Below are 25185 nucleotides of genomic sequence, written 5' to 3' on the forward strand. Positions count from 1 at the left end.
GATGGTGTCGAAAACAGCAAATGCAACACGCTAGGCTGTATAAAAACGAATTATGACTCTAGTTGATTGAATCAATACAGATTAATTTATTAAAAATAACTAATAGATCACCAAACGCGGATACGTGCCCCCCAAACAACATTTGCGTTGCCAACTTTCGGCACAAAACAAAACTCCCGCCTAGGCGGGAGTTTGAGTCATAACGCATCGGGCTTATTCGAGCGGCACCACTTTGGCGATATAAGGCAAGTTGCGGTATTGTTCAGCATAATCGATGCCGTAACCCACAATAAACTCGTCTGGGATCGTAAAACCGATAAAGTCGACTTTAACATCCACTTCACGGCGCTCGGGTTTATCCAACAGAGTGCACAGGGCTAAGCTCTTTGGCTCACGCAATAACAGCATTTCGCGCACTTTGTTTAAAGTGTTGCCCGAGTCAATTAAGTCTTCCACAATCAGCACGTCGCGGCCCGCGATATCCGATTGCACATCCTTCAGCACTTTCACATCCCGTGAGCTGGTCATGGCATTGCCATAGCTCGAAACCGACATAAAATCGATTTCAACATGGCCTTTAATACGGCGGCACAGATCAGCCATAAATACGACTGAACCTTTTAACAATCCCACCATCAGCAAACGCTCGCTGTTGGCATAGTGGGCATTGATTTGCTCGGCCATTTGATCCAATTTTTGGCTGATCTCTTCGGCGGAGATCATCACTTCGGTGGTGTGTTTCATATCAGTCTCAATTGTCGATGTCATTGGGGGAGTGTTTGTCATAGCCCCAGCGACTCGTTAATGCATGGTCAACGCCCAAATGATCGAGGATTCGAGCGACCATGAAGTCTACCAGATCTTCTACGGATTTGGGATTATGATAAAAGCCCGGCGCCGCCGGCATAATAGTGGCACCTAAGCGTGACAGGGTTAGCATATGCTCTAAGTGTATGGCATTAAACGGAGTTTCACGCGGAACCAAGATCAGCTGACCGCGCTCTTTTAATACCACGTCCGCCGCCCGTTCGAGCAAATTATTGCTCATGCCGGTAGCAACAGCCGCCAGTGTCCCCGTCGAACAAGGGCAAATCACCATTTGTTTAGGGGCTGCACTGCCTGAAGCTGGCGGCGAAAACCACTCATCCTTGCCTAATACCACTAACTCGCCAGATAAGGTTATCTTCTTCTGTGCCAGCACCTCGAGCAATTGTGCCTTGGCTTTATCGCTGTTCGCACTAAGCTGCAAGCCATGCTCAGTGGCTAGCACCACACGGGCCGCGCTTGAGATCATTAAAAACACTTGATAGCCCGAGGCCAACAAGCATTCTAACAATTTCAAGCCATAGGGCGCGCCCGAGGCACCGGTCCAGGCTAAGCTAATGGCTTTCTCAGATTTGGCATAGGCCATATTAGTCCGCCTGCTGAACAAACTGTGGGCTGACTTCGAGCGCCGCCAACAGTTTCTTATGTAAGCCGCCAAAGCCACCGTTACTCATCACCACGATAGTGTCACCCGCTTTTGCCGAGGCAGAGACTTTAGCGACAACATCATCAATTTGATGTAGGACAGTCACAGGGATCACCGCCGCTTCCATCGCCTCTTTCATGTTCCAATCGATAGTATCGGCTTGATATAAAAAGGCTTCGTCCGCTTGCAGCATGGAATGAGCCAGCGTGTCTTTGTGCACCCCACTCTTCATCGTGTTCGAGCGCGGCTCTAATACGATAGTAATTTTGCTTTGACCGACCTTGGCACGCATGCCCTTAATAGTGGTCGCAATCGCTGTTGGATGGTGAGCAAAATCATCGTATACACTCACGCCGTGGACAGTACCCAGCAGCTCCAGACGACGTTTCGGCGGTACAAAGCGAGTTAATGCCGCGATAGCAGCACTCGGTTTAACCCCAACATGGCGCGCGGCCGCGATGGCCATTAGCGCGTTTTCAATATTGTGCTGACCAATCAGCGCCCATTCGAGCACACCTTGGGATTCGCCATCGAAGAAGACTTCAAACTCGTGGCAATCATCACTTAAGGCCTTAGCATGCCAACCCTTAGTCACCTCAGCGGTGTGGAAGGTCTCTTGCTCGCTCCAGCAGCCCATCTCAATGGTTTGTTTTACCGCGTGGGAATCGGCAGGCCAAATCACTTTGCCTTGTCCTGGCACGGTACGGATCAGATGATGGAATTGTTTTTGGATCGCCGCTAAATCGGCAAAAATATCGGCATGGTCAAATTCGAGGTTATTGATCACCAGCGTACGGGGATGATAATGCACAAATTTAGAACGCTTATCGAAGAAGGCGCTGTCGTATTCATCGGCTTCGACCACAAAAAACGCCGATTCCCCTAAACGGGCCGACACGCCAAAGTTTTGCGGCACGCCGCCAATCAAGAAACCGGGTTGATAACCACAATCCTCTAAGATCCACGCCAGCATACTCGAAGTGGAGGTTTTTCCATGGGTACCAGACACGGCTAACACCCAACGCTCAGGCAGAATATAATCGGCTAAAAACTGTGGTCCAGAGGTGTAAGGGAGCCCAAGGTTTAATACCGCTTCGACGCAAGGATTGCCTCGGCTCATGGCATTACCGATCACCACGAGATCGGGATAACTACCCGCTTCACCTAACTGACTTGGATCAAAACCTTGAATGAGTTCAATATCTTGCTCTTCAAGCTGCGTACTCATCGGTGGATAGACGTTGGCATCCGAGCCTGTCACTCTGTGCCCTTTTGCCCTAGCCAAGAGTGCTAGGCCACCCATGAAGGTTCCACAAATTCCTAAAATATGTACGTGCATACCGCTCGCTCTGATGTTTTTGAATTCAAGGCTATTCTAATCCATAGCACCGCAGATTGGCAGTTTAGGATCTCGGAAAAGCCACTTGTTTGGCAAAGATACTGATAGAGAAAGGGATTTTTACAATTGAGTGAAGTTTAGCTAACAGAATTGTGCCACCAAGCTCACTTATCCGCGCAAGCTGGCATAGAGCTTTGGATATTGACTGCGGTGACGATTAAAGAGGAACTGACGCAGGGCTTCTCGCTCTTCGGCTTCGGCCTGAAACCTGACAATCGCTAGTCCTTGCTCGTGGCGAATCGGCTCGATTTTAACCCGCATGGTTTCACCATCTGGTAACTGTAACTGCAGTTCTTGGCTATCGACCAACTGCTCAAACTGCTGCTGGGATTTAGCACGAATCGCCATGCCAGAACTCGACAAAGACACCACAGACCATTGTTCACCCTGATCTTGGTCGAAAATCCACACATCTTCTGGCTGAGTCAAACGCCAACTCCGCTCCGCCCCAGTGGCGTCGAATACTTCCGGGACACCTAAGGTGGGCAGCAATTGGCCAAAATCATCGAGGCGCATCTCTAAGGGAAACCATAGTTTATAGGGGCCGACCTCGGCCAGCAGGGTCAACTTGGCCTTGCCCAATAGCGAGGCCAGCGCTTGCGGCACATCGGTTTTGACCGTTAATACATGGTTAACCAAGGGCTCAGGATGAGCATCCTCGGCGTTATGGGTTATGCGATTAGGAGAAAATAACTCTCTAAAGCAAGCTAATTCCTCTAAGGTTAAATGCGGCTCATCAACCATACTGCAACCTACTCAGATGAATCCCTTGTACAAAAAATTACCACCAAAGCATGAGCCTGTACATTTTTTCATCTATAAATTTGCAAAAAAAGAAAAGTAGGCTAGCAAGGCTAAGGTCTGACTCCTATTAGCCATTTGCACTATTTAGTGAAGATTAACCACTCGTTGAGCGCTGCTGACTCGCGGATTGAGCTAAATCACTTATCCTTTTGCTGATTGGCTGGAGGCGCGAAGAGGATTTTACAGCGCTCCGTGAATGTCAGCCCCCGCGCCGTCACCTCGCTGAACATATCGCGCCATTCGCTAAAGGTCACTTTGAGTGGATTAAAACTGTTGACGGGTTTAGTGATCCCGTAAATCACTGTTTCCTCTTCGGGTACAAAGGTACCGAAGAGTTTGTCCCAGATAATCAAAATACCGGCATAATTTTTATCAATATATTGTGGATTACGCCCATGGTGCACTCTGTGATGTGATGGCGTATTAAACAACCACTCCAAGGGGCCAAGTGTTCTCACCGCTTGGGTATGCACAAAAAACTGCAATCCCAAGTTCAACAGAACCACAAAAACCACCCAATTAGGGTCGAAGCCTAAGATCACCAGCGGCAACCAAAATACCCACATGCCAGCGAAGGGATACATCAAACTCTGACGAAACGCGGTGCTAAAGTTCATATTTTCTGAGCTGTGGTGCACCACATGGGCCGCCCACATCCACCGCACTCTATGGCTCGCACGGTGGAACCAGTAGTAGCAAAAATCTTGGGCAATCATCAGCAGCACAAAGCTGAGTGGTCCCATTTGAATATCGAATAATTTCCAACCAAATACCGCTAGGTACAACTTAGCGATCAGCAAACCCGTGAGGATATCCGCGCCTTGGTGCATGGCGGCGAGACTAAAATTACACAGCACTTCCTTCGTGTGGTAACGGGCACTCGCTGGCAGTTTTTGTCTTCTGTCGCCGAAATACCATTCCAGCAAAATGCAGACAAAAAACAGTGGAGCCAGTACCAGCAGCAACACGTCGGGATGATTGATTAACGCGGCGATATCCATATACCTTTATCCTATTGTTATTATTGTATTAAAGCGTAAATCACCTACCAGCGGGCGTAATGGTCCTCGGTCAATCCCAACACATTGTTGAGCTGGAATTTACGTCTCTGATTGTCAATGATAAAACCGCTAAAAAGCCCCAGATATTGACGGAAATTACTCTTCAGCAAGATAAAATTGCGTTTCTCACTGCGGCAATTTCGCGCCGTAAACTCTAAATCGACGCGGCCATCATGACTATGAATACGCCAGAGATCTGTGCCCTGCTGTCCATGACGGTCAAACTCAAATTGCACAGGTCCGAGTAAATGGCGCTCGCCATTGATCCAAAACACGTTTTCATTGGCACCGGTTTCATTAACACCCGCAGCAAGATTTAATCCAATCACCCCTTCATCGATTTGGGCATTGATGGATGCCCAGCGCCAGCTGGTATCTCGGCGCATAAAGCCCGCGGAAAAATCATAACCTGCGAGGGCAAAATTCAATGGTTGCGGTTCATGGTCTATGGTGAGTTGCCCTTTGACCGATAAGCCATTGTGTTTTTGGGTATAGGTCCAGCCGTTGTATCCCGTGGGACTACACATGGCCATAGGTAAACTTAAGGGTAAGGCATGCAGGGTTAAATCGGCTTGAATGCTTTTAGTATCAATGACTAAATGCCAATTACCCTCTTGGATCTTAAAGGTCACGCTAGCGCCTTTACCGCCGATTGCGGCAACCCCGTTGGCGGGTGAAGGCGTCATCCGGTAGCCAATCCCAAAGGGTTTTAGCCAGTCCTGTTGAGTTAAGCTGTTATTTTTAATGTCATATAAATAACAGAAACCACTCCCCAGATAAGCGATATCCGCCAGTGCAATGCCAATGATGTAGCGCGGCGTGATAATCGAAATAAACTGGAACTGCTTAAAATCGAACCGTTTTGCCCAGGCCGATGCGGGCTTGTCCATGGTATCGAAATAGGCAAAATCCGCTAAACCTAAGCTACCGACTATGCCATCGAAATGGCCGAAATGTGGCTGACCTTTGGCATTGATTAAACTGTCGGGGGCGATTTGGGTAATAATCCTAGACATAAACTCGCCTTTGCTTGTGCAGTCGAAGGAGCATTTATGCTCTCTTATTTAATGTTGAATTTTTACTCTAACCTGTCGCCCATTGCATTAAAAGAGTGCAAGCTCAAATTGTTGTGATTTTGTTGCCGGCAAGAATTCGGTTTAATCCCACCTACGGATCATAAAAAAAGCGCCCGAAGGCGCTAATCGACACAAACTTATCCGCTACATAATAGCGAATGACTCAGTAAACCTGATTCCGTAAACCTAAGTCGTTAGAAACGATAACTCATGCCGAAGTTTACCCCTTGTAGCTCGAGTTCTTTCATTGGCACATATTGGTATTCAAGGTTTAGCCCAAAGCCCGACTGAAACCGATATTGCCAACCGACCGCGCCGTAAAAGCCTACATCGTCCGAATCCATCTCTTGCTTATCCATCTCATAACTCACTTGGGTGTAAGCAGCGCCGAGTTTGGCGTACAAACTATTACCACGGGAGAGCGCATATTCGCCGTAGGCGCTAGCTCTAACACCCTGGAAACGTAAATCTTTTATCTCGCTGAACGTACTAACGAGCGCACTTGCCACACCACCAGAACCCGTTAAATACCCTACTTCAACGCCAAAGATGTCGTTAAGCATATAGCGGTAATACAAGTCGCTGGTGAAGGTATCGCCCGCATCATATTTGCCGCTCTTAGTTTCAAATTCTTGAGTGCCGTAGCCTAAGCTGCCACCTAACACATGGGGAGAATCGCCAGCATTCGCCTTGCCCACAACAGCCCCGGTAAACAGCGCGAACGACAACAGCCAAGTATTAATTGTTAAGTATTTCATATTGTTTAAATTCAGTATTCAGATGTTGGCACATCATAACCTTTGCACCTGTATAAGGACTGAACCCGAGTGCATTGTGGTAACGGGGGGGATTTCTGGTATGCTGTAGCCACTTTTTACTTGCATGAGATCCCCCATGAAAAAGTTATTATTGACGCTGACTTTCCCCCTGCTCTTCGTGGGCTGCGCGAGCCAAAATCCAACTCATATGGCATTTAGCCCACAGGTTCCCGATATTAGCCAACAGACCAACAGACCCGTACAGATCTCATTGGATACCATTGATACCCGTAACGTTGAGTACGTGGCGCGCTTTATCGAAGAAGGCACTAAGACTCGCCTCGTAGGCCCGAGTGAGCCACCAAAATTATTGCTCGATGAAGTTTTCCGTAACGGTTTTACCCAAGCGGGCTACCAGATTGATCCAAGCGCGACCAACTCTGTGCAAGTTCAGTTAGAAGAACTGCAAATGGATGTCACCAAAAAGACCTTCGGTTATGAGGCCAAACACAGCGTGCTGATTGCCGTACAAGCCCGTAATTCCAGTCAAGAATTAGTCAAACGCTACAAAGCCAAGGGCACTTTAAAAGGCCCGTTAACGCCAGACTTTGCCACTCTAGAGCTGGATATGAACAAGTTACTCGGTCAACTCACCGGGGAAATTTTGAATGACCCTGAGTTAAACCAGTTCCTGCAACAATAATAGTGCTAATCGATAATTAATAAGGAAATCATAATGTTTCGTTGGATATCTGCACTCTTAGTTCTGTGTGCCAGCTATAGCAGTTGGGCAGCAATCGACATTCAACCCGATACCTTGTATCCCCAAGTCGAGTTTGATACCAGCCTAGGTAAGATTGTGGTTGAACTCGATAGAACCCGCGCACCGATTACCGTCGATAACTTTCTGACCTATGTAGTCAAAGGCGAGTACAACAATACGATTTTCCATCGCATTATCAGTGACTTTGTCGTTCAAGGTGGCGGACTAAACCCGCAATTAGAAGAGTTACCCGCAGGCAAGCCGATATTTAACGAGTCTGGCAACGGCTTATCCAACAGCATGGGGACTATTGCGATGGCGCGCGACAACGATCCCCACTCGGCTACCCGTCAGTTTTACTTCAACGTGGCGGATAACACTAAGCTGGATCCATCCAAACGTCGTTGGGGTTATGCGGTATTTGGTGAAGTGATTGAGGGCAAACAAGTGCTGGAAGCCATGGCCGTGGTCGAGACCACGACCAATGCGAAACTCAATTGGCCCGATGTGCCAGTGACACCTATCATATTGAAAACAGCTAAATTACTGCCGAAAAAATAATCGAAAATAATTTGAGCAAAAGCCCTAATCCTCTGTCTATACTCAAAAGGCAACAGAAAGGAGGCAAGGGTGACGATTGAAGAATTTATCGATAATAAAGCGCCCCAGCTTGCTATGTATGGCAAAGCATTTTTGAGTGACGAGCTCGATTTCCATGAAGTCCAGCTCTATCTTTGGGACACACTCGAGGAATGGCAATTACTCATTCCAAGTAGTGAAGCGCAAACAGAAACAGAAACCGTGTTTTGGCATTTGCTCCATAGCTTTAACAAGTGGCCAGACTGGGTGATCCGCGGCAATCAGTACCTGTATCAGCAGTTGCATGCGTGCTGCGACTTCCTTAGTTTAGGAGGCCAAATGCCCTCAGGGTGCGTTGGTATTCGACCTTGAGCAATACACTCTCTAAAGACTCAGCTTGCTGGGTCTTTTTATTTTCCCCCTGCCGCACAGAAACCCATCGAGCATCAAAAGGATACGCATTAATCCTTGAATCCCACCGCATCTTACCCGTAAGCTAGGCGGATTCGACTCCTCGGCTCATGCTTATGTTCGTAATCGGTTTAAATCGGCGCATCTTAGAATTCTTTAGCGTTTACTACCATAAGCGCGTGTTGATACTGCTGTTACTCGGCTTTTCTGCCGGCCTGCCATTAATGTTGGTCTTTTCAACCTTGTCTTTTTGGCTACGGGAAGCGGGAGTCGACCGTACTTCTATCGGGTATTTCAGCTGGATAGCGCTGGCTTATGCCTTCAAATGGGCCTGGTCGCCCTTGGTGGACAGATTATCTCTGCCCATACTGACGCGCTTTTTAGGTCGTCGGCGCAGTTGGATGTTGTTCGCCCAGCTGCTATTGGTCGGCGCGATTTTGGGTATGTCCTTTAGCGACCCACTGCAAGATCTCGAACGCTTGGCCGTATTTGCCCTGATGGTCGCCTTTGCATCCGCCACCCAAGATATTGTGATTGATGCCTTTCGTATCGAATCTGCCCCCGAAAAAATGCAGGCCGCGCTTGCTGCCGCCTATCAGGTGGGCTATCGCAGCGCCATGATTGTGGCGACCGCTGGTGCGCTCAGCATCGCCGCTTGGGTTGAGCCAGGCAATACCGAATATAACCTGCTCGCTTGGCAAACTTCCTATTTGGTGATGGCAGGACTGATGTTTGTCGGGGTGTTAACAACGCTTTTTAGCCGCGAGCCACAGGTCGATACCCGCGCCGCCGATGAGACCGAATTAGCGGTAAAACAACGCTTGAGCGAGCGTTATCCCAAGCCCGTTGCGGCGAGCCTCTCATGGATTTATACCGCCAGCATACTGCCCTTTATCGACTTTTTTAAACGCTATGGCCGTAGCGCCATTTTGATTCTATTGCTGATTTCCTGCTATCGCATTTCGGATATTGTGATGGGGATTATGGCCAACGTGTTCTACGTGGACATGGGATTTAGCAAAGAAGAAATTGCTTATCTGAGTAAGATCTATGGCCTTATCATGACCTTAGTTGGCGCAGCCTTTGGCGGTATCCTATTAGCCCGCTTTGGCACCATGAAGATTTTATTCCTTGGCGCCCTCTTGGTCGCCGTGACCAATTTGCTGTTTGCCTGGCAGGCGATGATTGGTTACAACGTCCAATTTTTAACTTTTGCGATCTCGGTCGATAACTTTAGTGCCGGTATTGCCACCGCCGCCTTTATCGCTTATCTCTCAAGCCTCACCAGCAGCGGCTACAGTGCGACCCAATATGCGCTACTCTCCTCAATTATGTTGCTCTTCCCTAAGTTTATTGCTGGCTTCTCGGGCGCCTATGTCGATGCCTATGGCTATGTTAACTTCTTTGTCGCCGCCAGTGTGATAGGTTTTCCCGTATTGCTGCTTATTCATTTAGTGAATAAATACGTGCCCCATGGCAGCAAAAGCAACACCGAATCCTAAGTAATAAAAAAGCCCCTCGTCTTTGACAGCGAGGGGCTTTGAGATATCTATCAGCACACTGACTCGAGGTGAATCAAATGCTGGCTAGGCTTTGCGATTAATCGCGGAAGTTATTGAACTGGAAAGGCTGACCCAGATCCGCTTGACGCACTAACGCCATCACAGCTTGTAAATCATCGCGAGCTTTACCCGTTACACGCACTGTGTCGCCTTGGATCTGAGATTGCACTTTAATCTTGCTATCTTTGACCATCTTAACGATTTTCTTGGCGATATCCGTCTCGATCCCCTGCTTAAAGCGCACTTTCAGGGAGAAGGTTTTGCCACTGTGAACCGACTTTTCGTCGACATCCATAGTCGAAGGCTCAACGTTACGCTTGCTCAATTGGGTACGCAGAATATCGACCAACTGCTTGCACTGGAAATCATCTTCCGCGGTGAGAGTCACCACATGATCTTTATATTCGATGCTGGCATCTTTACCACGAAAATCGAATCGGCTGCTGAGTTCACGGCGGGAGTTTTCGACCGCGTTACGTAATTCAACCTCATCCACTTCAGACACAATATCAAATGAAGGCATAGTTGCCGCCCCTTAGGTGATTGTAAATGCCCATAGTTTACCGACTCCCTCCCCCAAGTTGAAGGTTAACTTTACCCAAGCAAGATAAAACTCGGGTTATGGATGACTTTGGCGGCACATTTTCCTATTATGGCGTCACACTAAGATAATCAAATTGTATTTGTGATAACTAAAAACACCCTATTCAAATTGGCTTTAGCCGTAGCCTTTGTCGTGATCAGTTATCTGGTGTTTTCCAGACCAACCTATTCGCAAAGTATCCCCAATATCGATAAGGTAGGCCATCTTGGGAGCTTCTTCTGTCTCTCTTATCTGACCTTTCTCGCCTTTCGCCCTAAGTGGTACTGGCTCTCGCTGGTGCTTGCCGCCTACGCGATTTTGATTGAGCTAGTGCAATCGCGTTTACCCTACCGCAGCGCCTCTGTGGGCGATGTGTTAGCGGACTTTGCTGGTATCGCTTTGTTTTACTTCTGTCTTTGGGCCTATCGAAAATACTTTAGCGCCGCCCAACTCAAGGAAGAATAATGTTCGGCCAAGGTGCGTCATCCGCTATGGAGCCTCAAATCACCGATATCGCGATTTTAGGGGCTGGCGCCGTGGGGCAATTGATTTGCCATCAACTGCATTCGGCAGGATTAGCCGTAGGCCTGATAGCGCGTGAATCAGTATCCACTTCTGAGGCGACGGATTGGCAAGACCTTGTGTTTTGCCCTCTGCCATCAACAGATGCAAGTGCCGATTCAGTGTCATACCGAGTGCCTAAAGTTAGTTTAGACAGCACAGGCTTACAGCAGGTTAAGCTGCTAATTGTGTGCGTTAAGGCTTATCAAGTCGTTGATGCTATTAGCCCTTTACTCGACAAACTCTCGCCCCAGTGTCATATCCTGTTATTGCATAATGGCATGGGTCCACACTTGGCTCTCGCGCCCAAATTACAGGGTCGCGGCTTAAGCCTTGGTACTACCTCCCAAGGCGTGCTGCGCCAGTCCCGCTGGCAAGTCAAACAAACCGGTCAAGGCTTGACCCAGTTTGGCCATTTTACCGGTCCCGCATTATCGCAAGCACTGCGTGATGGGCTGCTCAACGCTATCCCGAGCAGTGAATGGGTTGAGGCAATTATTCCGAGTCTTTGGCAAAAGCTTGCGGTAAACGCCGCGATTAATCCCCTGACCGCCCTGCATCAATGCCCGAATGGCACCTTGGCTCAAGCAGAATTTACCCAGACCATCGCCAGTATCTTAGATGAACTGGTCGAGGTGGCCGCCCACGATGGCATAGCACTGGATAGACAAATGCTTGAAGTGCGCGTGTACCGGGTGATTGAACTCACGGCCGCGAATTTCTCCTCGATGCACCAAGATGTAGCACACCATAGGCCAACCGAGATTGAACAAATTAATGGTTATATTTGCGACCGCGCCAGCGCGCACGGTTTAAGTGCAGCCACCAATGCCCAAATGTGCCAAGCCATTAAACGGTTGTCGGCAATAACGCCACAAGCTTAATCAATATAATCAGTTGATTTAAAATGGATTTAACCCTATCCAATCGAGCTAAATAAAACTCGGCGATATTCCAGCATTTTAAAATGCACTCGAATTGGTATTTTGATACTAAATGCACCATAACTGCGCACCAAATCGGGGCGTAATCACCTGTTTTTGCACTCTTTTGCGGCAAAAACGCTGTCTATTTGAGTGCACCACATTGTTAACATAATGATAATAAAAACATTATTGTTATGGCCTGATTCCTGCTTTGTTCACCTAACTTACGTCTGAAGTTCGTTGGAGAATAAAGTTGAAACTCATCACCGCTATTATTAAACCCTTTAAAATTGATGATGTACGTGAAGCGCTGACGCAACTTGGCATCCAAGGTATGACAGTGACCGAAGTACGCGGTTTTGGTCGCCAGAAGGGACATACAGAGCTGTATCGCGGCGCAGAATATGCGGTCGACTTTCTCCCCAAAATGAAGCTTGAAATTGCCATCCATTCCGAGCAGGAAGATGCGGTCATCGAAGCCATTGTTGCCGCGGCTCACACGGGTAAAGTCGGTGACGGTAAGATATTCGTCACCCCACTCGAGCAAGTGATCCGCGTGCGCACCGCTGAGGAAGGGAGTGATGCAATATGACCCAACAGACACCCGCACTTAACACTAAGATCGAGCGCAGCACGAATACGCCAAACGGCCAACACGCAAAGTCCGCTCCGCCAAACACTCGTTATTCAAAATTGGGTTATCAGGCATTATTAGCGCTGTTCGCCAGCGGCTTTGCAGGCACAGCGTTGGCCGATGAGGCACAGCTCAGCGGCGCCAACACTGCCTGGATTTTAAGCTCATCTGCCCTAGTCCTATTGATGACACTCCCAGGGCTGGCGCTGTTTTACGGCGGTCTGGTGCGCAGTAAAAACGTGCTATCGATTTTAATGCAGTGTTTTTCTATCGCCGCTATCGCCTCCGTGCTGTGGTTTGTGGTGGGTTACTCTATCGCCTTCGATACCGGCAACGGTTTTATCGGCGGGCTTGGCAAAGCTTTTCTAGCCAGCATTGGTCGCGATAGTGTCAGTGGGGATATTCCCGAACCTTTATTTATGCTTTTCCAGATGACCTTCGCGATTATCACGCCAGCGCTGATCATCGGTGGCTTTGCCGAGCGGATGAGGTTCTCCGCCGTACTGATGTTTTCAAGCACTTGGTTGCTGTTAGTCTATGCACCTATCACCCACTGGGTGTGGGGCGGCGGCTGGTTGGCGGAACTTGGCCTGTATGACTTTGCTGGCGGTACAGTCGTACACATTACTGCCGGGGTAGCGGCACTGGTGGCGGCAAAAGTGTTAGGGCCGCGTAAGGGATTCTTAAACTCGGCCATTATGCCCCATAACTTGACCATGACAGTGACAGGCGCGGGCATGCTGTGGGTAGGCTGGTTTGGCTTTAATGGCGGCAGCGCTTTAGGCGCCAATGGCACTGCGGCCATGGCGATACTCGCAACCCACTTAGCCGCGTCGATGGGCGCCATCACGTGGGCAGGGATCGAGTGGTATAAATTCGGTAAGGCCAGTGCACTCGGTATCGTCACCGGCATGGTGGCAGGCCTTGGCACTATCACTCCGGCATCGGGTTATGTCGGCCCTGCTGGCGCGTTAGTGATCGGTTTTCTTGGTGGCGTGGTCTGCTTCTTTTCAACTGTGTACATTAAACAAAAGCTTAAGATTGACGACTCACTCGATGTGTTCCCAGTGCATGGTGTCGGCGGTATTCTCGGTACGTTACTGGCGGGAGTGTTTAGTTCGACTCAGCTTGGGATCTTCAGCGGTTATGGTTTTGCCAGTGTGAACCACACTATGCTTGACCAACTCGGGGCACAGGCCATTGGCGTTATCGCTACGTTCACCTATACAGCGATTGTAACTTGGTTATTGTTTGTGGTGATTGGCAAAATCCTCGGTGGACTTCGCGTCAGCACAGAGCAGGAAGTGAATGGCCTAGATCTTTCCGAACATGAAGAAACAGGTTATAGCCTGTAGCTCGATAACTACACTTGCCATCAGGACTCACGTCCTGATGGCAAGTTTACTGATACCGCTTGTTAATGAACCTTCAGCCATTGCCTAAGCTCATCTAATTTCATCGGCTTAGCGTATAAATAGCCCTGCAAAAAGTGCACTTCACGACTGATTAAATAGTCCGCCTGCTCTTGGGTCTCCACCCCTTCGGCCACAGCCACATAATTCATCTTATGGCAGAGTTCGATGATGGTATCGAGCACATGGGAGGTCACCGAATCTTGGCCTATGGTATCGATAAAGCATTTATCGATTTTAAGGTAATCCAAGGTAAAGGTTTGCAGCAGCGACAAGGTTGTCTGCCCAGTACCAAAATCGTCAATCGCCACCAGAATCCCCAGCTCACGTAGCGCCGCAATTCGCTCACACATATCCGCCGTTAATAATTGCCGCTCGGTGATTTCGATTAACGGCTGCACACCGATTTCGGCAAACGCATCCCTAAGGTAACGAAACTTAGCCTCGATATCACTTTGGATAAAATGCTCGGGCGCCACGTTAAAACCGACCCTAAAAACCGGTTCCACTTGCATCGAGCTAAAATCGGCCAAGGCCCGTTCAAAAATATAATTGGTTAATGGCACGATTAATTGGCTTTCTTCGGCGATGGGAATAAACAAATCGGGACGAACTAAACCCATTTGCGGATGTTGCCAACGCACCAGCGCTTCAACGCCTTTGGCTTTGCCATCTTCACTGCTCACAATAGGTTGATATACTAGGAAAAACTCTTTATTTTCAATGCCGCTTCTAATGTCGTCCGCAAGGGAGTGGCGCCCACGATGCTTTGTCAGCAATAGGCTGGACAATATGATCAGGGTAAATATCAGCGGCAGTGATAATGCAAAGGCAATCCAATAAAAATGCCAAAACAACCCCTTAGAGATCTCCAGCAGGATGACAAAATCCTGATGCACATCAAACTGATCCTTCGCCAATACCCTAATAACTTGGTTACCACTAAACTGCGGGCTTGAGGGCAACGTCGCCCCATGTAAGCCAAGCACAACGGTTTTCACCGCGCGAGGAAAGACATCCGGCTGAATAAAACTATCGATAAGGTATTGGCCTTCGGAAACAACAACAGCGCCGTATTGCGTATTCTCATTCTTATAAATCGTGATGATCGCAGGTACGCCCGGCCGAGCAGGCGTCTCAGGCACGATATATTGCGCGCCATCTTGCAAACTATTCGCAGGAAGTAAGGTATTTAAGGGGAGATTCACCTCCCCCGTAATCGACGAGCAGTAAAACGCGTTTGCATTGAAGAGTAATACGCCCCGAAAATAAGGCTGAAAACGCATGTACTCAGTTAACTTGCCGCAATCTTGTTCAGTTATGTCCTTGGCAAACTCACCCACTTCATCCGATAAGTCTAAGATGGCCTCTAGACGCTCCAAATTGAAACGGCCAATTTCCGCGGCTTTATTATGGCTAAAATAGCCCGCGATAACGTAACTCAATAGCAAAGCTAAAAAGATGGGCAGCAGGAATAAAGTTAGCCAGTGCTTTAATGTCGATTCGGATAGGGAGAAGGTGTGACGCATCGAAATTTGGGCAAGAATCGTACGGACTGGCATAGTAACAAATCCCCGTTGAATCGATTGTTATTTTTTGTATCGACAGTATCTTAGCGACTTAAAGAATCAAAGATATAGCCGATTTGATCTTTCTTGCCCTATGTTTTGATTAATCGATTATCGGGCCTGCGCAACTTCACTAATCGATACCGACTTTGCCATCAATTGCCGCATTATTCCCACATCACTAATATCGCCGCCAAGGCGATTAAGATAAGGCCGAGCAACTCTTTGATTTTCACTTTCTCTTTGAGCCAGAATGCCGAAATCAACATCATAAAGAAAATTTCCACTTGGCCTAGGGTTTTCACGTAGGGTACGGCCTGCAAAGACATGGCACTAAACCAACCAATAGAGCCAAAGCAGCTAGCGGTACTCGTCAGCAAGGTTAACTTAGGCCGTTGGATTAAGGCGATTAACGTTTCCTTATCCTTTAGGACTAAATAACTGACTAACACTAAGGTTTGTAGACATATCACCAAAAGCAATACCCAAGCGGCGCTATGGGGAAAGCCGACATTTAACCTCAGGCTTGCTTCCCTCACCCATAAAGAGGTCAGTGCAAAGGCGCTGCCGCTAGCAATGCCAAGGAGCACTGTGCTTAGGGATAACTGCCTAAGTCCTTGCTTGGCGCTCAATAAAAACACGGCAACGCCACCTAAAATCACCCCAATCCAACCGAGTAACGATAAATGAGTGCCAAAAAAGAAGGTGCCTAATATCGCGGCGACAATGGCCTCACTCTTGGCAAGCCCGGCACCGATGGCAAAATTTTGTTGTTGGAACAACTTAACCATCAAACCAGTCGCGAGGATCTGCATCATAGATGCACCGACAATAAAGCCGATAAATTCCGCCGTAAAATGCGGTAATCCCACATTGTTCCAAAGATATAACAGCCCAAGATACAAGGCAGCAATCGGGCCAGCCCAAATAAACCGCGCTAAGGTGACGCCCGCCACCTTAACCTCTTTACTCAGTTGGCTCTGAAAGGCATTGCGCCACGCCTGCATAAATGCGGCTAATAAGGTAAAGAAAATCCACATCCGAGCCATCCTGTTACTGCCAGACTGCACTCTGACATGGGTCATACGTTATTTGGAGCCAACATCATAAACACAAGGTATTGATATCGCTATGGAGAAAATTTCACCCAATAAAAAACCCCGAACGATTCGGGGCTTTTTAGTTAAGAAGGTTCAGCCAAGCTTACTTGCTGGTATCAATCGGGTCGAAGGATTTCACCAAATCATCAATCGCCTTCATCTGCTTCAGGTAGTTTTCTAACTGGTGCAATGGTAAGGCACATGGACCATCACACTTAGCGTTATCTGGATCTGGGTGAGCTTCAATAAACAGACCCGCTAAGCCTAATGCCATACCACTACGGGCTAATTCTGTCGCTTGAGCACGACGGCCGCCCGCCGAATCGGCACGACCACCAGGACGTTGCAATGCGTGAGTGGCATCGAAAATCACTGGGTAGCCGGATTGCTTCATCTCATCCATGCCCAGCATATCAACCACTAGGTTGTTGTAACCAAAGCATGAACCACGCTCACACAGGATAATCTCATCGTTACCCGCTTCGTTAAACTTAGTGATGATATGGCGCATTTCGTGGGGCGCTAAAAACTGTGGCTTTTTCACGTTGATGATAGCGCCCGTTTTCGCCATGGCGACAACGAGGTCAGTTTGGCGCGCTAAGAAAGCAGGGAGCTGAATAATATCAACCACTTCAGCGACAGGCGCACATTGGTAAGGCTCATGCACATCGGTGATCAATGGCAGATTGAAAGTCTTTTTGATTTCTTCAAAAATCTTTAAGCCTTCTTCCATGCCCGGACCACGGTAAGAGTTAACAGAAGAGCGGTTTGCCTTGTCGAACGACGCCTTGAAAACATAGGGAATACCCAGTTTTTGCGTCACTTCGGCATAGGTTTCAGCAATCGACATAGCGAGATCGCGAGACTCAAGCACGTTCATGCCACCAAACAACACGAAAGGTTTATCGTTAGCGATCTCGATTGAACCTAGGTTTATGATTTTATTACTCATCGCAACTTCTCTCTAAAATGCTGGAACCTTACCAGCGCTGAACAGGAGCTAAGGCTACTATACCGCGACGGCTTGCAGTAACTGACCGCAGAGCCACGCCATATAAGTGCCTAGCGCATAACCAAATACGGCTAACAATACCCCAACAGGGGCTAAAGCTGGGTGGAACGCCGCCGCCACAACTGGCGCCGATGCCGCCCCACCTACGTTTGCCTGACTACCCACGGCCATATAAAACAAAGGAGCCTTAATTAACTTAGCAATCAATAACATAAAACCAGCGTGCACTATCATCCAAATAATGCCCACTAAAAAATATAGCGGTGTATCAAGGACCTTGCTTACATCCATATGTAAACCAATGGTCGCCACCAAAATATACAAGAATGCCGACGCTACCTTAGAAGCCCCCGCCGCCTCTAAATGGCGCATAGGGCTAAAGGACATGGCTAAACCTATGGTGGTCACAATCACCACTAACCAGAAGAACTTAGAGGTTAAGCTGTAATCCTCAGTCCAAGGATAGTTGGCCTCAAAATAAGGGCCGAGGAAATCGGCGGCAATATGGGCCACGCCCGTGATGCCAAAACCGACGGCCACAATCAGCATCAAATCACGCAGGCTTGGAATACGTGCATTTTCAGCATGATACTGCTCAACCTTGTTCTTTAAGGTCTCAATTGCTGTGGTATCTGCACCTGTCTTGGCATCGATTTCTTTGGCTTTTGATGCCATAAACAACAATACCGCCATCCAAATATTGGCCACAATCACATCGACTGTCACCATCACGGAGAAGATATTGCCGCCCACTTCATAAATTTCCTTCATCGCGGCTTGGTTCGCACCGCCGCCAATCCAGCTCCCCGCGAGGGTCGTCATGCCACGCCACACCGCATCAGGACTATCGACACCAATCAATGAGGGTTCGATAAAGGACACTACGAGCAGTGCAATCGGCCCGCCGATCACAATGCCGACAGTCCCAGTTAAAAACATGATCACCGCCTTAGGCCCTAGTCCTAAGATGGCTTTTAAATCCACACTTAAAATCAATAACACCAAACAGGCGGGCAATAGATAACGCGAGGCCACATAGTAAAGCTGCGATGTGCCACCATCGATCACCCCAAAGGTATTCAACAACGATGGCAAGAAATAGCAGAGTAATAACGCTGGGATAAAACGGTAAAACTTTTGCCAAAATGGATGGCTACTACTACTGGTATAAAACACAAATCCCAGAATCGTTGCCAATATTCCCAGCGCCACCGCGTCATTGGTGACTAATGCCGTGCTTGCCATGTGTATTCTCCCTGTTTGGTACAGTTGTTATTGTATTTATGCTAAAAACTGCCGTTTGCAGTTAGTGGGCAAACTTCCCATTCGCCCGATTTATTGTTGTTTTTTAGAAAAACAAGGAGAGCCTGCTAGGCTCTCCTTTAAGATTTAGTGATAGATTTCAGCGTGTTCACTGAGCTCTTTGAGCTGCATTTTGACGATTTCGATAACAGGATCATGCGGGCTGTTATCGACAAAGTGTTGCAGATCGGCCGCCGCGACATTGATACACCCTAGTTGCTGGGCGATAAAGGCGCGCTCCCGATTTAAATGCACATCATCTGGATGCCACTGTAGCAGTAAGTTGCAACATTCCATCGCCGCCTCAAATTGATGCGACACGATACACCCAGCCTTAAGCTCATGCAGCATGCGTGAAATCAGCTTCTTCACCGACGCCGCCTTTAAATAACTTGGCTTAAGTTCGGCCGCGTTACCCAGCTCACCGCGCACTAACACATGGAGTTGGTGTTTCGTTAGCTCTTTGCCCGTCAGCGGATCGTGATAACGCACAACGCCAGCAACATGACTGCGAAGCACGGTATTACCCGGTAAGAGTATGGCTTCGAGCTCTAAATCGAGCTGCTTGGCCAGTAGCATCAAAACCGTCGCCAGTGTGGTGCTATTGCCCTGTTTAGTGATAAGGCAAGTGCCTAAGTCCGCCGCTTCGGTACTGAAGTAATTGTCGCGGACACAAAAACCCAAGTCCTGATAAAACCAATGCAGCAAGGCATTTAAGCGTTGCTGTTGATCCACCAGGTAATGACTTAATACGGCTCCCGCCAATTCAAACCAAGCCCATTTCGCCGCTTCGAGGTTTGAAAATCCAAGGTGAGCACCTACATCCAATGCCGACTCGGGCAAAGAAATGCCATCTTGCAGATTGTATTTACCCATTAACCCAATAATACCGCTTGTTTAAAATGCGCCAATTTGGCGGCGTAAACTAACCAACCTAATGCACCTAAAAAGGCAAAAACTTTGAATAATTTGTTTCTGTTCGCTTTTATCGCAATCACGCCCAAGGCAATATACGCGAGCACGGCGCCAATTTTTTCGGTCAACCAAGGGTCCACAAAGGGATATTGCTTGATCATAAAGCACAGGGTTAAGCCCGACAGCAGTAAAAAAGTGTCGATAACATGGGGCGCGATTTTGAATACTTTCTTGCCCATCAGTGCTGACTGACGTAAATGCAACACAAAACGAACGACAAAAAACAGCACACTCACGGCAATTAAGGTTAAATGCAGGTGCTTAACAGCAGGATAAAGACTGTAAAAAGTTTCCATTGTGATACTTATGGCCAGTGACAAAGGCGCTAGTTTACCCTAATCATAACGCCAGACCAATGCCTAACGCGCGAGATTCGCAGACGAAAACCCGGCCCTCAGTTTGTAGGAAACCACAATGAATTTAATGATAATTGACGATGAGTCCGCCGAATTTGCCGATGCAGTAAAGCAAAAAATCGTCGAATTTAATCAGCTGCACTGGCAAACACTGAAACGCCAAAACCTAGGATTAAAATTACAGGATGAGGATGGCAGCTTGCTCGCGGGCTTAAGCGGCAAAACCTTTGGTAATTGGCTATTGATTGACTACCTTTGGGTCGATGCCGGATTACGCCAGCAAAACATCGGCTCACGCTTATTACTCGAGGCCGAAACCAAGGCCAAACAACGCGGCTGCCAATTTGTCCTGCTCGATACCTTAGATTTTCAAGCCAAACCTTTCTATGAGCGCCACGGATATCGTGTGCAGTGGGTACAACAAGCCTATCCCGAAACCGGCAGTAAATTCTTTATGGTCAAAGTGCTCTAAAAATAATTGATCATCCAGAGATCGTGAAAAATTAGTTTTATCTAAAAGCTCACGAAAGGACACAGCCTATTAAATTTGAGTTGTACAACTAATTAATGACATCAGAATCAAACACCCAAATCGATATTTTAGACTTAGGCAACGTTTGAGCTATTCAGGATAAATCCCCCCTTCAGAAACGACCAATACATCAACATCCGATAAATTTATCGATACAACGTTCGCAATAAAGGCAAACAAAAAAATTACAATACCTGTACAGATGTGGTACTTTTCGAGAGCAAAAATCTTACAGGGAGTATGATGGGAATGTTAGGAAATAAAACAAAATTATCTTTGGTTATATTAGCCTTATTAACTTCACCAGCAGCATTGAGCGCAGATGAAAAGCATGGTTTTTCCGCAGCGATTGGTGGTGGCTCAGTTGCTACATATGGCGGTATGACATTATATGATTTTACTTATCGTTACCAATTTACCCCTGATTGGGGAGCTGAAATTGGTTATTCACTTTTTCAAAGTGAATTGTGGACCGCTGTGATAAATGGTGTTGCAGAGCAATATACTTTAGATAACTCTTATGCTACTCGGCTTGCGGCGACTTATACCTACCAGGTTAGTCCCCGTCATAGTATTATTTTTAAGGCCGGTTTAGGCCAAGCAGAAGCCAACTATGAGCGCCATGATTATGATCATGATAATGACCAACTTGTACTTTTAGATGAATATTCTGATGATGGTTATGGTATTTACACTGCCATAGGTTGGCGCTGCCGCTTCTTTAGTGGCTTTGAAATCTTAAGCTCAGTTGCGTATCAAAACTCAGGCCCATTTGAAATGACTAATATTACATTTGGCTTCGGTTACAGCTTCTAACACTATTTGTATCTACCTTATCCATCAATAAATACGGATATTTTGTTACTTCGCAATGTTTGAAATTTACTTTAAAAGCAAACCAAATATCTCCATCCAAATGTGCTTTAAAATAAATTAAGTGTTCCTCTTCAGAAAACGTTTAAATAAAAACGCCATTGATAAATAACCAATGGCGTTGTTTAGTGCTTTGCAGGATTGGATTAAATATTAAATGCCAATCAAGCCCATCCACTTACCCATAGTACATCTGTCGTTACTGCCAAAATCCCGCACGGTCGCGACATTCTGATAACCCAGCTCGGTCAGTTTTTCTCTAAGCTTTACCGCCTGCTCAAAACCATGTTCGAGCAGAATATAGCCGTTGGGCTTTAAATAATCCCGAGCAGTTTTTGCGATATAGTAAAGATCGGCAAAGCCCTCATCGGCGGCAGTGAGCGCACTTTGCGGCTCAAAACGTACATCCCCTTGATGCAAATGCTCATCGGCCTCATCAATGTAAGGCGGATTTGAGACAATTAAATCAAAGTCATGGGCCTTAATAGCACTAAACCAGTCACTCTGGAGGATCTCAACCTGCTCGAGCTTAAGGTTAGTTCGGTTAGCCTTGGCCAATGCCACCGCATCTTCCACCTTATCGACGGCAGTGATTTGCCAAGTCGCCCGCTCAGAAGCCAGCGCCAGCGCAATTGCACCGGTTCCAGTCCCTAAATCGAGCACCTTAGCATTGCTCTCAAGGGGCAAGTTTAAGGCAGTTTCGACTAAGATTTCGGTATCGGGGCGAGGAATTAACGTGGTGTCATTCACGATAAACGGCAGTGACCAAAACTCACGCTCACCCACAATATGCGCCACGGGTACGCCCTTCTGGCGACGTTGCACCATTTGTTGGAAACGTTTCCACTGCTCCACCGTCAAGGCTTTTTCGGGCCAAGTGTAGAGATAGGCACGACTTTTATTGAGGCAATACAGCAGGAAAACCTCTGCATCCAGATGGGCGGATTCAGAGGTAGGCGCTAGCTGTACGTAGGCCCATTGCAGGGCCTCGGCGATACTCGATTGATCAGCCAAAATTACCCCTGCTCATCAGCCAGAGCGGCTAATAGGTCGGCCTGATGCTCTTGCATCAGCGGTCCTAAAATCGCATCTAAGTCGCCTTCCATCACTTCGTTTAAGCGATATAAGGTTAAGTTGATACGGTGTTCACTCACGCGGCCTTGTGGGAAGTTATAGGTACGTACACGCTCGGAGCGGTCACCACTGGCCACCAGACTACGGCGAGTCGACTCTTCGGCGCTGCGGCGCTTTTCGTCTTCAACGGCTTGGATACGAGCCGCTAACACGCTCATCGCTTGGGCGCGGTTTTTATGCTGTGAACGTTGGTCCTGACATTCCACCACAATCCCGGTAGGAATGTGAGTAATACGAATGGCAGAATCGGTTTTGTTAACGTGCTGACCACCGGCGCCCGATGAACGGAAGGTATCGACCTTCAGATCGGCTGGGTTGATTGAAATCGCTTCTGCTTCAGGCACTTCGTGCATGACTACTACAGTTACAGCAGAGGTATGTACACGGCCCTGAGATTCAGTTTCAGGCACACGTTGAACACGGTGACCGCCGGATTCAAACTTGAGTTTGCCGTAGGCACCTTCACCACTGACTTTAACGATGATTTCTTTAAAACCGCCATGCTCACCTTCGTTCGAGCTCATGATCTCGAGCTGCCAACGGTTGGCTTCGGCATAACGGCTATACATACGGAACAGGTCACCCGCGAAGATTGCGGCTTCGTCGCCACCCGCACCTGCTCGAATTTCGATAAAGGCGTTGGTGTCGTCGTTAGGATCTTTTGGCAGTAACAGAATTTGCAGCTCGGCTTCGAGACACTCGAGTTCGGCTTTAGCCGCCTTGATTTCTTCCTGCGCCATTTCGCGCATTTCAGCGTCATCTTCTTCCAGCATTTCCTTGGCAGACTCGAGATCCGCCTGTGCTTGCTGGTAGGCTTTAAAGCCTGCAACCACTTCTTCTAACTGAGAATATTCTTTGGATAACGCGCGAAAACGCTCCTGATCGGCGATAACGGACGCATCACCAAGCAAGGCTAAGACTTCTTCATTGCGCTCGAGCAAGCCTTCCAGCTTGCGGATAACGGATTCCTTCATTTAACTCGCTAACCTTAGTTTTTATCTAATCCGAGCGCTGTTCTTAACTGACCTAAGGTATTCAAATCACCCTGACGACTCGCCACTGTGAGGGCTTGGGTTGGTGCGTGAATGAGTCTATTAGTCAGGCGATTGGCTAGTTCAATCAATACCTGCTCAGTGTCGCCCCCCTGCGCTAATTTATTCAGGGCGCGTTCCACTAACTCATCCTTTATCGCCATGCTTTGGCTGCGATACTCGCGAATACTGTCGACCGACTCTAAAGAACGCACCCAATCCATAAAGAGGTAGGATTGTTCTTCAGTAATTAATTCAGCTTGCTCGGCGGCCTCCTTACGGGAAGCCTTATTCTGTTCAATAATGCTATGCAGGTCGTCCACTGTATACAGAAACGCATCGTCCAAATCGGCGACTTCCGGCTCAATATCCCGGGGAACTGCTATATCAACCAATAACATAGGTTGATGGCGACGCTGCTTTAGCGCTTTTTCTACCATGCCTTTACCAAGGATTGGTAGCGGGCTGGCGGTAGAGGATATCACGATATCGGCTTTAGGGAGAAAATCTGGTATCTGTGCCAGCGTAATTGCCGTGGCATTAAACTCTTCACACATGCTTTGGGCACGTTCAAGAGTACGGTTTGCCACGACCATAGAAGCAACACCGTTATCCTTAAGATGTTTAGCCACCAGCTCAATGGTTTCACCGGCGCCAATTAACAGCACCTTAGTGGTCGACAGCGAAGAGAAGATATGTTTTGCCATGCTCACTGCGGCAAAGGCCACCGAGACAGCCGCGGCACCGATTTCGGTTTCGGTACGCACTTTTTTCGCCACGGAGAAGGTATTTTGGAACAAGCGGTCAATGGTCAGCGCAACGGTACCCGCTTCTTTGGCTTTGACAAAAGCCTGCTTAACCTGCCCCAGAATTTGCGGCTCACCCAAAATCAGCGAGTCGAGACCGGAGGCCACGCGCATTAAATGCTTTACCGCCGCTTGACCGTGGTAATTGTAGAGGCACGGCGCTACATCTTGATGATCTAGGCCGTGATATTCTTCAAGCCACTCAATGATGTCGGCCTCATCGCCATTGTTACAATACAATTCAGTGCGATTACACGTCGAGACGATAACGGCTTCACCCGAGCGTGTACGACTGGCCAGACTCTTCATGGCGTCATGAATTTTGTCCGGAGAGAAGGCAACTTTCTCACGCAGGTCTACCGTGGCTGTTTTATGGTTAATACCGATTGCTACAAGGCTCATCTGACTCTTTTCTAGATTCTTGGCGTCTCTCTTAATAAGGGCATTCTACTGAATTGGCCCAACTAAAAACAGAATACGCTTAACAAAACCGAAT

At 47.9% G+C, this 25185-nt stretch carries 27 protein-coding genes; 10 read left to right on the forward strand and 17 right to left on the reverse strand.

Going from position 1 to position 25185, the window contains the following annotated elements; all coding sequences use genetic code 11:
- Window positions 1–213: 213 nt before the first annotated feature.
- The 7 genes from hpt to L2713_RS01430 form a co-directional block, all read right to left on the reverse strand.
- A complete protein-coding gene (gene hpt, locus L2713_RS01400; RefSeq protein ID WP_011623888.1) occupies window positions 214–744 on the reverse strand; it encodes a hypoxanthine phosphoribosyltransferase in 531 nt (176 codons plus the stop codon).
- 7 nt (window positions 745–751) lie between these two features.
- Window positions 752–1411, reverse strand: coding sequence for a flavin prenyltransferase UbiX (locus tag L2713_RS01405; protein ID WP_126512434.1), 660 nt, complete (start codon window positions 1409–1411; stop codon window positions 752–754).
- A gap of 1 nt (window position 1412) precedes the next feature.
- Window positions 1413–2810 carry a UDP-N-acetylmuramate:L-alanyl-gamma-D-glutamyl-meso-diaminopimelate ligase gene (gene mpl / locus L2713_RS01410; RefSeq protein ID WP_248966612.1) on the reverse strand — a complete coding sequence of 466 codons (1398 nt, stop codon included), beginning with the start codon at window positions 2808–2810 and terminating at the stop codon, window positions 1413–1415.
- A 168-nt stretch (window positions 2811–2978) separates the two neighbouring features.
- Complete coding sequence (locus L2713_RS01415) at window positions 2979–3614, reverse strand: hypothetical protein (protein WP_248966613.1); 636 nt, start codon at window positions 3612–3614, stop codon at window positions 2979–2981.
- Between the two features lie 197 nt (window positions 3615–3811).
- Window positions 3812–4675: a sterol desaturase family protein gene (locus L2713_RS01420; RefSeq protein WP_248966614.1), complete on the reverse strand. Its 864-nt coding sequence runs from the start codon at window positions 4673–4675 to the stop codon at window positions 3812–3814.
- Window positions 4676–4719: 44 nt separating this feature from the next.
- Window positions 4720–5751 (reverse strand): DUF2804 domain-containing protein, encoded by a 1032-nt coding sequence (locus L2713_RS01425; protein ID WP_248966615.1) that lies wholly within the window; start codon window positions 5749–5751, stop codon window positions 4720–4722.
- A 254-nt stretch (window positions 5752–6005) separates the two neighbouring features.
- The gene (locus L2713_RS01430) at window positions 6006–6569 is read right to left on the reverse strand and encodes a porin family protein (RefSeq protein ID WP_248966616.1); all 564 of its coding nucleotides are present in this window, start codon (window positions 6567–6569) and stop codon (window positions 6006–6008) included.
- Between the two features lie 136 nt (window positions 6570–6705).
- On the opposite strand from L2713_RS01430, the gene L2713_RS01435 reads away from it, so the two are divergent.
- From L2713_RS01435 to L2713_RS01450, 4 genes are all read left to right on the forward strand, one after another.
- Window positions 6706–7272, forward strand: a complete 567-nt coding sequence (locus L2713_RS01435; RefSeq protein ID WP_041408859.1) for a YajG family lipoprotein — start codon at window positions 6706–6708, stop codon at window positions 7270–7272.
- A 33-nt stretch (window positions 7273–7305) separates the two neighbouring features.
- Window positions 7306–7893 carry a peptidylprolyl isomerase gene (locus L2713_RS01440; RefSeq protein WP_011623896.1) on the forward strand — a complete coding sequence of 196 codons (588 nt, stop codon included), beginning with the start codon at window positions 7306–7308 and terminating at the stop codon, window positions 7891–7893.
- Between the two features lie 69 nt (window positions 7894–7962).
- Window positions 7963–8283 (forward strand): hypothetical protein, encoded by a 321-nt coding sequence (locus L2713_RS01445; RefSeq protein ID WP_011623897.1) that lies wholly within the window; start codon window positions 7963–7965, stop codon window positions 8281–8283.
- A 149-nt stretch (window positions 8284–8432) separates the two neighbouring features.
- On the forward strand, window positions 8433–9824 hold the full coding sequence (locus L2713_RS01450; RefSeq protein WP_248966617.1) for an AmpG family muropeptide MFS transporter: 1392 nt from the start codon (window positions 8433–8435) through the stop codon (window positions 9822–9824).
- A 97-nt stretch (window positions 9825–9921) separates the two neighbouring features.
- On the opposite strand, the gene L2713_RS01455 is transcribed toward L2713_RS01450, so the two are convergent.
- Entirely contained in the window at window positions 9922–10407 is a 486-nt protein-coding gene (locus L2713_RS01455) for a YajQ family cyclic di-GMP-binding protein (protein WP_011623899.1), read from the reverse strand.
- Window positions 10408–10569: 162 nt separating this feature from the next.
- On the opposite strand from L2713_RS01455, the gene L2713_RS01460 reads away from it, so the two are divergent.
- The 4 genes from L2713_RS01460 (at window position 10570) to L2713_RS01475 (ending at window position 13943) form a co-directional block, all read left to right on the forward strand.
- Window positions 10570–10932, forward strand: coding sequence for a VanZ family protein (locus L2713_RS01460; protein ID WP_011623900.1), 363 nt, complete (start codon window positions 10570–10572; stop codon window positions 10930–10932).
- Window positions 10932–11912, forward strand: a complete 981-nt coding sequence (locus L2713_RS01465) for a ketopantoate reductase family protein (RefSeq protein ID WP_248966619.1) — start codon at window positions 10932–10934, stop codon at window positions 11910–11912. The genes L2713_RS01460 and L2713_RS01465 overlap by 1 nt, the downstream gene beginning before the upstream one ends.
- Window positions 11913–12207: 295 nt before the next feature.
- A complete protein-coding gene (locus tag L2713_RS01470; protein WP_089068421.1) occupies window positions 12208–12546 on the forward strand; it encodes a P-II family nitrogen regulator in 339 nt (112 codons plus the stop codon).
- Complete coding sequence (locus L2713_RS01475; RefSeq protein ID WP_248966621.1) at window positions 12543–13943, forward strand: ammonium transporter; 1401 nt, start codon at window positions 12543–12545, stop codon at window positions 13941–13943. Before L2713_RS01470 ends, L2713_RS01475 begins: the two co-directional genes overlap by 4 nt.
- Window positions 13944–14005: 62 nt before the next feature.
- Here the strand turns inward: L2713_RS01475 and L2713_RS01480 are convergent, their stop codons facing one another.
- The 6 genes from L2713_RS01480 to L2713_RS01505 all read right to left on the reverse strand — a co-directional run bounded on the left by L2713_RS01480 (window position 14006) and on the right by L2713_RS01505 (window position 20253).
- Entirely contained in the window at window positions 14006–15562 is a 1557-nt protein-coding gene (locus L2713_RS01480; protein WP_380823579.1) for an EAL domain-containing protein, read from the reverse strand.
- 173 nt (window positions 15563–15735) lie between these two features.
- Window positions 15736–16608 carry a multidrug transporter gene (locus L2713_RS01485; protein WP_248966622.1) on the reverse strand — a complete coding sequence of 291 codons (873 nt, stop codon included), beginning with the start codon at window positions 16606–16608 and terminating at the stop codon, window positions 15736–15738.
- A 163-nt stretch (window positions 16609–16771) separates the two neighbouring features.
- Window positions 16772–17620, reverse strand: coding sequence for a 3-deoxy-8-phosphooctulonate synthase (gene kdsA, locus L2713_RS01490; protein WP_011623905.1), 849 nt, complete (start codon window positions 17618–17620; stop codon window positions 16772–16774).
- Between the two features lie 57 nt (window positions 17621–17677).
- Window positions 17678–18925 carry a DUF819 family protein gene (locus L2713_RS01495; protein WP_011623906.1) on the reverse strand — a complete coding sequence of 416 codons (1248 nt, stop codon included), beginning with the start codon at window positions 18923–18925 and terminating at the stop codon, window positions 17678–17680.
- Window positions 18926–19069: 144 nt separating this feature from the next.
- Entirely contained in the window at window positions 19070–19858 is a 789-nt protein-coding gene (locus tag L2713_RS01500; protein ID WP_248966624.1) for a SirB1 family protein, read from the reverse strand.
- Entirely contained in the window at window positions 19858–20253 is a 396-nt protein-coding gene (locus L2713_RS01505; RefSeq protein ID WP_011623908.1) for a SirB2 family protein, read from the reverse strand. Before L2713_RS01505 ends, L2713_RS01500 begins: the two co-directional genes overlap by 1 nt.
- A gap of 118 nt (window positions 20254–20371) precedes the next feature.
- On the opposite strand from L2713_RS01505, the gene L2713_RS01510 reads away from it, so the two are divergent.
- Together L2713_RS01510 and L2713_RS01515 are read left to right on the forward strand one after the other, a co-directional pair.
- Complete coding sequence (locus L2713_RS01510) at window positions 20372–20785, forward strand: GNAT family N-acetyltransferase (RefSeq protein WP_248966626.1); 414 nt, start codon at window positions 20372–20374, stop codon at window positions 20783–20785.
- A gap of 309 nt (window positions 20786–21094) precedes the next feature.
- The gene (locus L2713_RS01515) at window positions 21095–21661 is read left to right on the forward strand and encodes an outer membrane beta-barrel protein (protein WP_109287932.1); all 567 of its coding nucleotides are present in this window, start codon (window positions 21095–21097) and stop codon (window positions 21659–21661) included.
- Between the two features lie 210 nt (window positions 21662–21871).
- Here L2713_RS01515 and prmC read toward each other — a convergent pair whose 3' ends face one another.
- From prmC to hemA, 3 genes are read right to left on the reverse strand one after another with little or no spacing between them, the layout of a single operon-like run.
- The gene (gene prmC, locus L2713_RS01520) at window positions 21872–22732 is read right to left on the reverse strand and encodes a peptide chain release factor N(5)-glutamine methyltransferase (protein ID WP_248966628.1); all 861 of its coding nucleotides are present in this window, start codon (window positions 22730–22732) and stop codon (window positions 21872–21874) included.
- Between the two features lie 2 nt (window positions 22733–22734).
- Complete coding sequence (gene prfA / locus L2713_RS01525; RefSeq protein ID WP_248966630.1) at window positions 22735–23826, reverse strand: peptide chain release factor 1; 1092 nt, start codon at window positions 23824–23826, stop codon at window positions 22735–22737.
- A 14-nt stretch (window positions 23827–23840) separates the two neighbouring features.
- Window positions 23841–25091 (reverse strand): glutamyl-tRNA reductase, encoded by a 1251-nt coding sequence (gene hemA, locus L2713_RS01530; RefSeq protein ID WP_011625266.1) that lies wholly within the window; start codon window positions 25089–25091, stop codon window positions 23841–23843.
- Window positions 25092–25185: the final 94 nt, after the last annotated feature.

It is taken from the genome of Shewanella seohaensis, from assembly GCF_023283775.1.
In the GTDB taxonomy this organism is placed as follows: domain Bacteria; phylum Pseudomonadota; class Gammaproteobacteria; order Enterobacterales; family Shewanellaceae; genus Shewanella; species Shewanella seohaensis.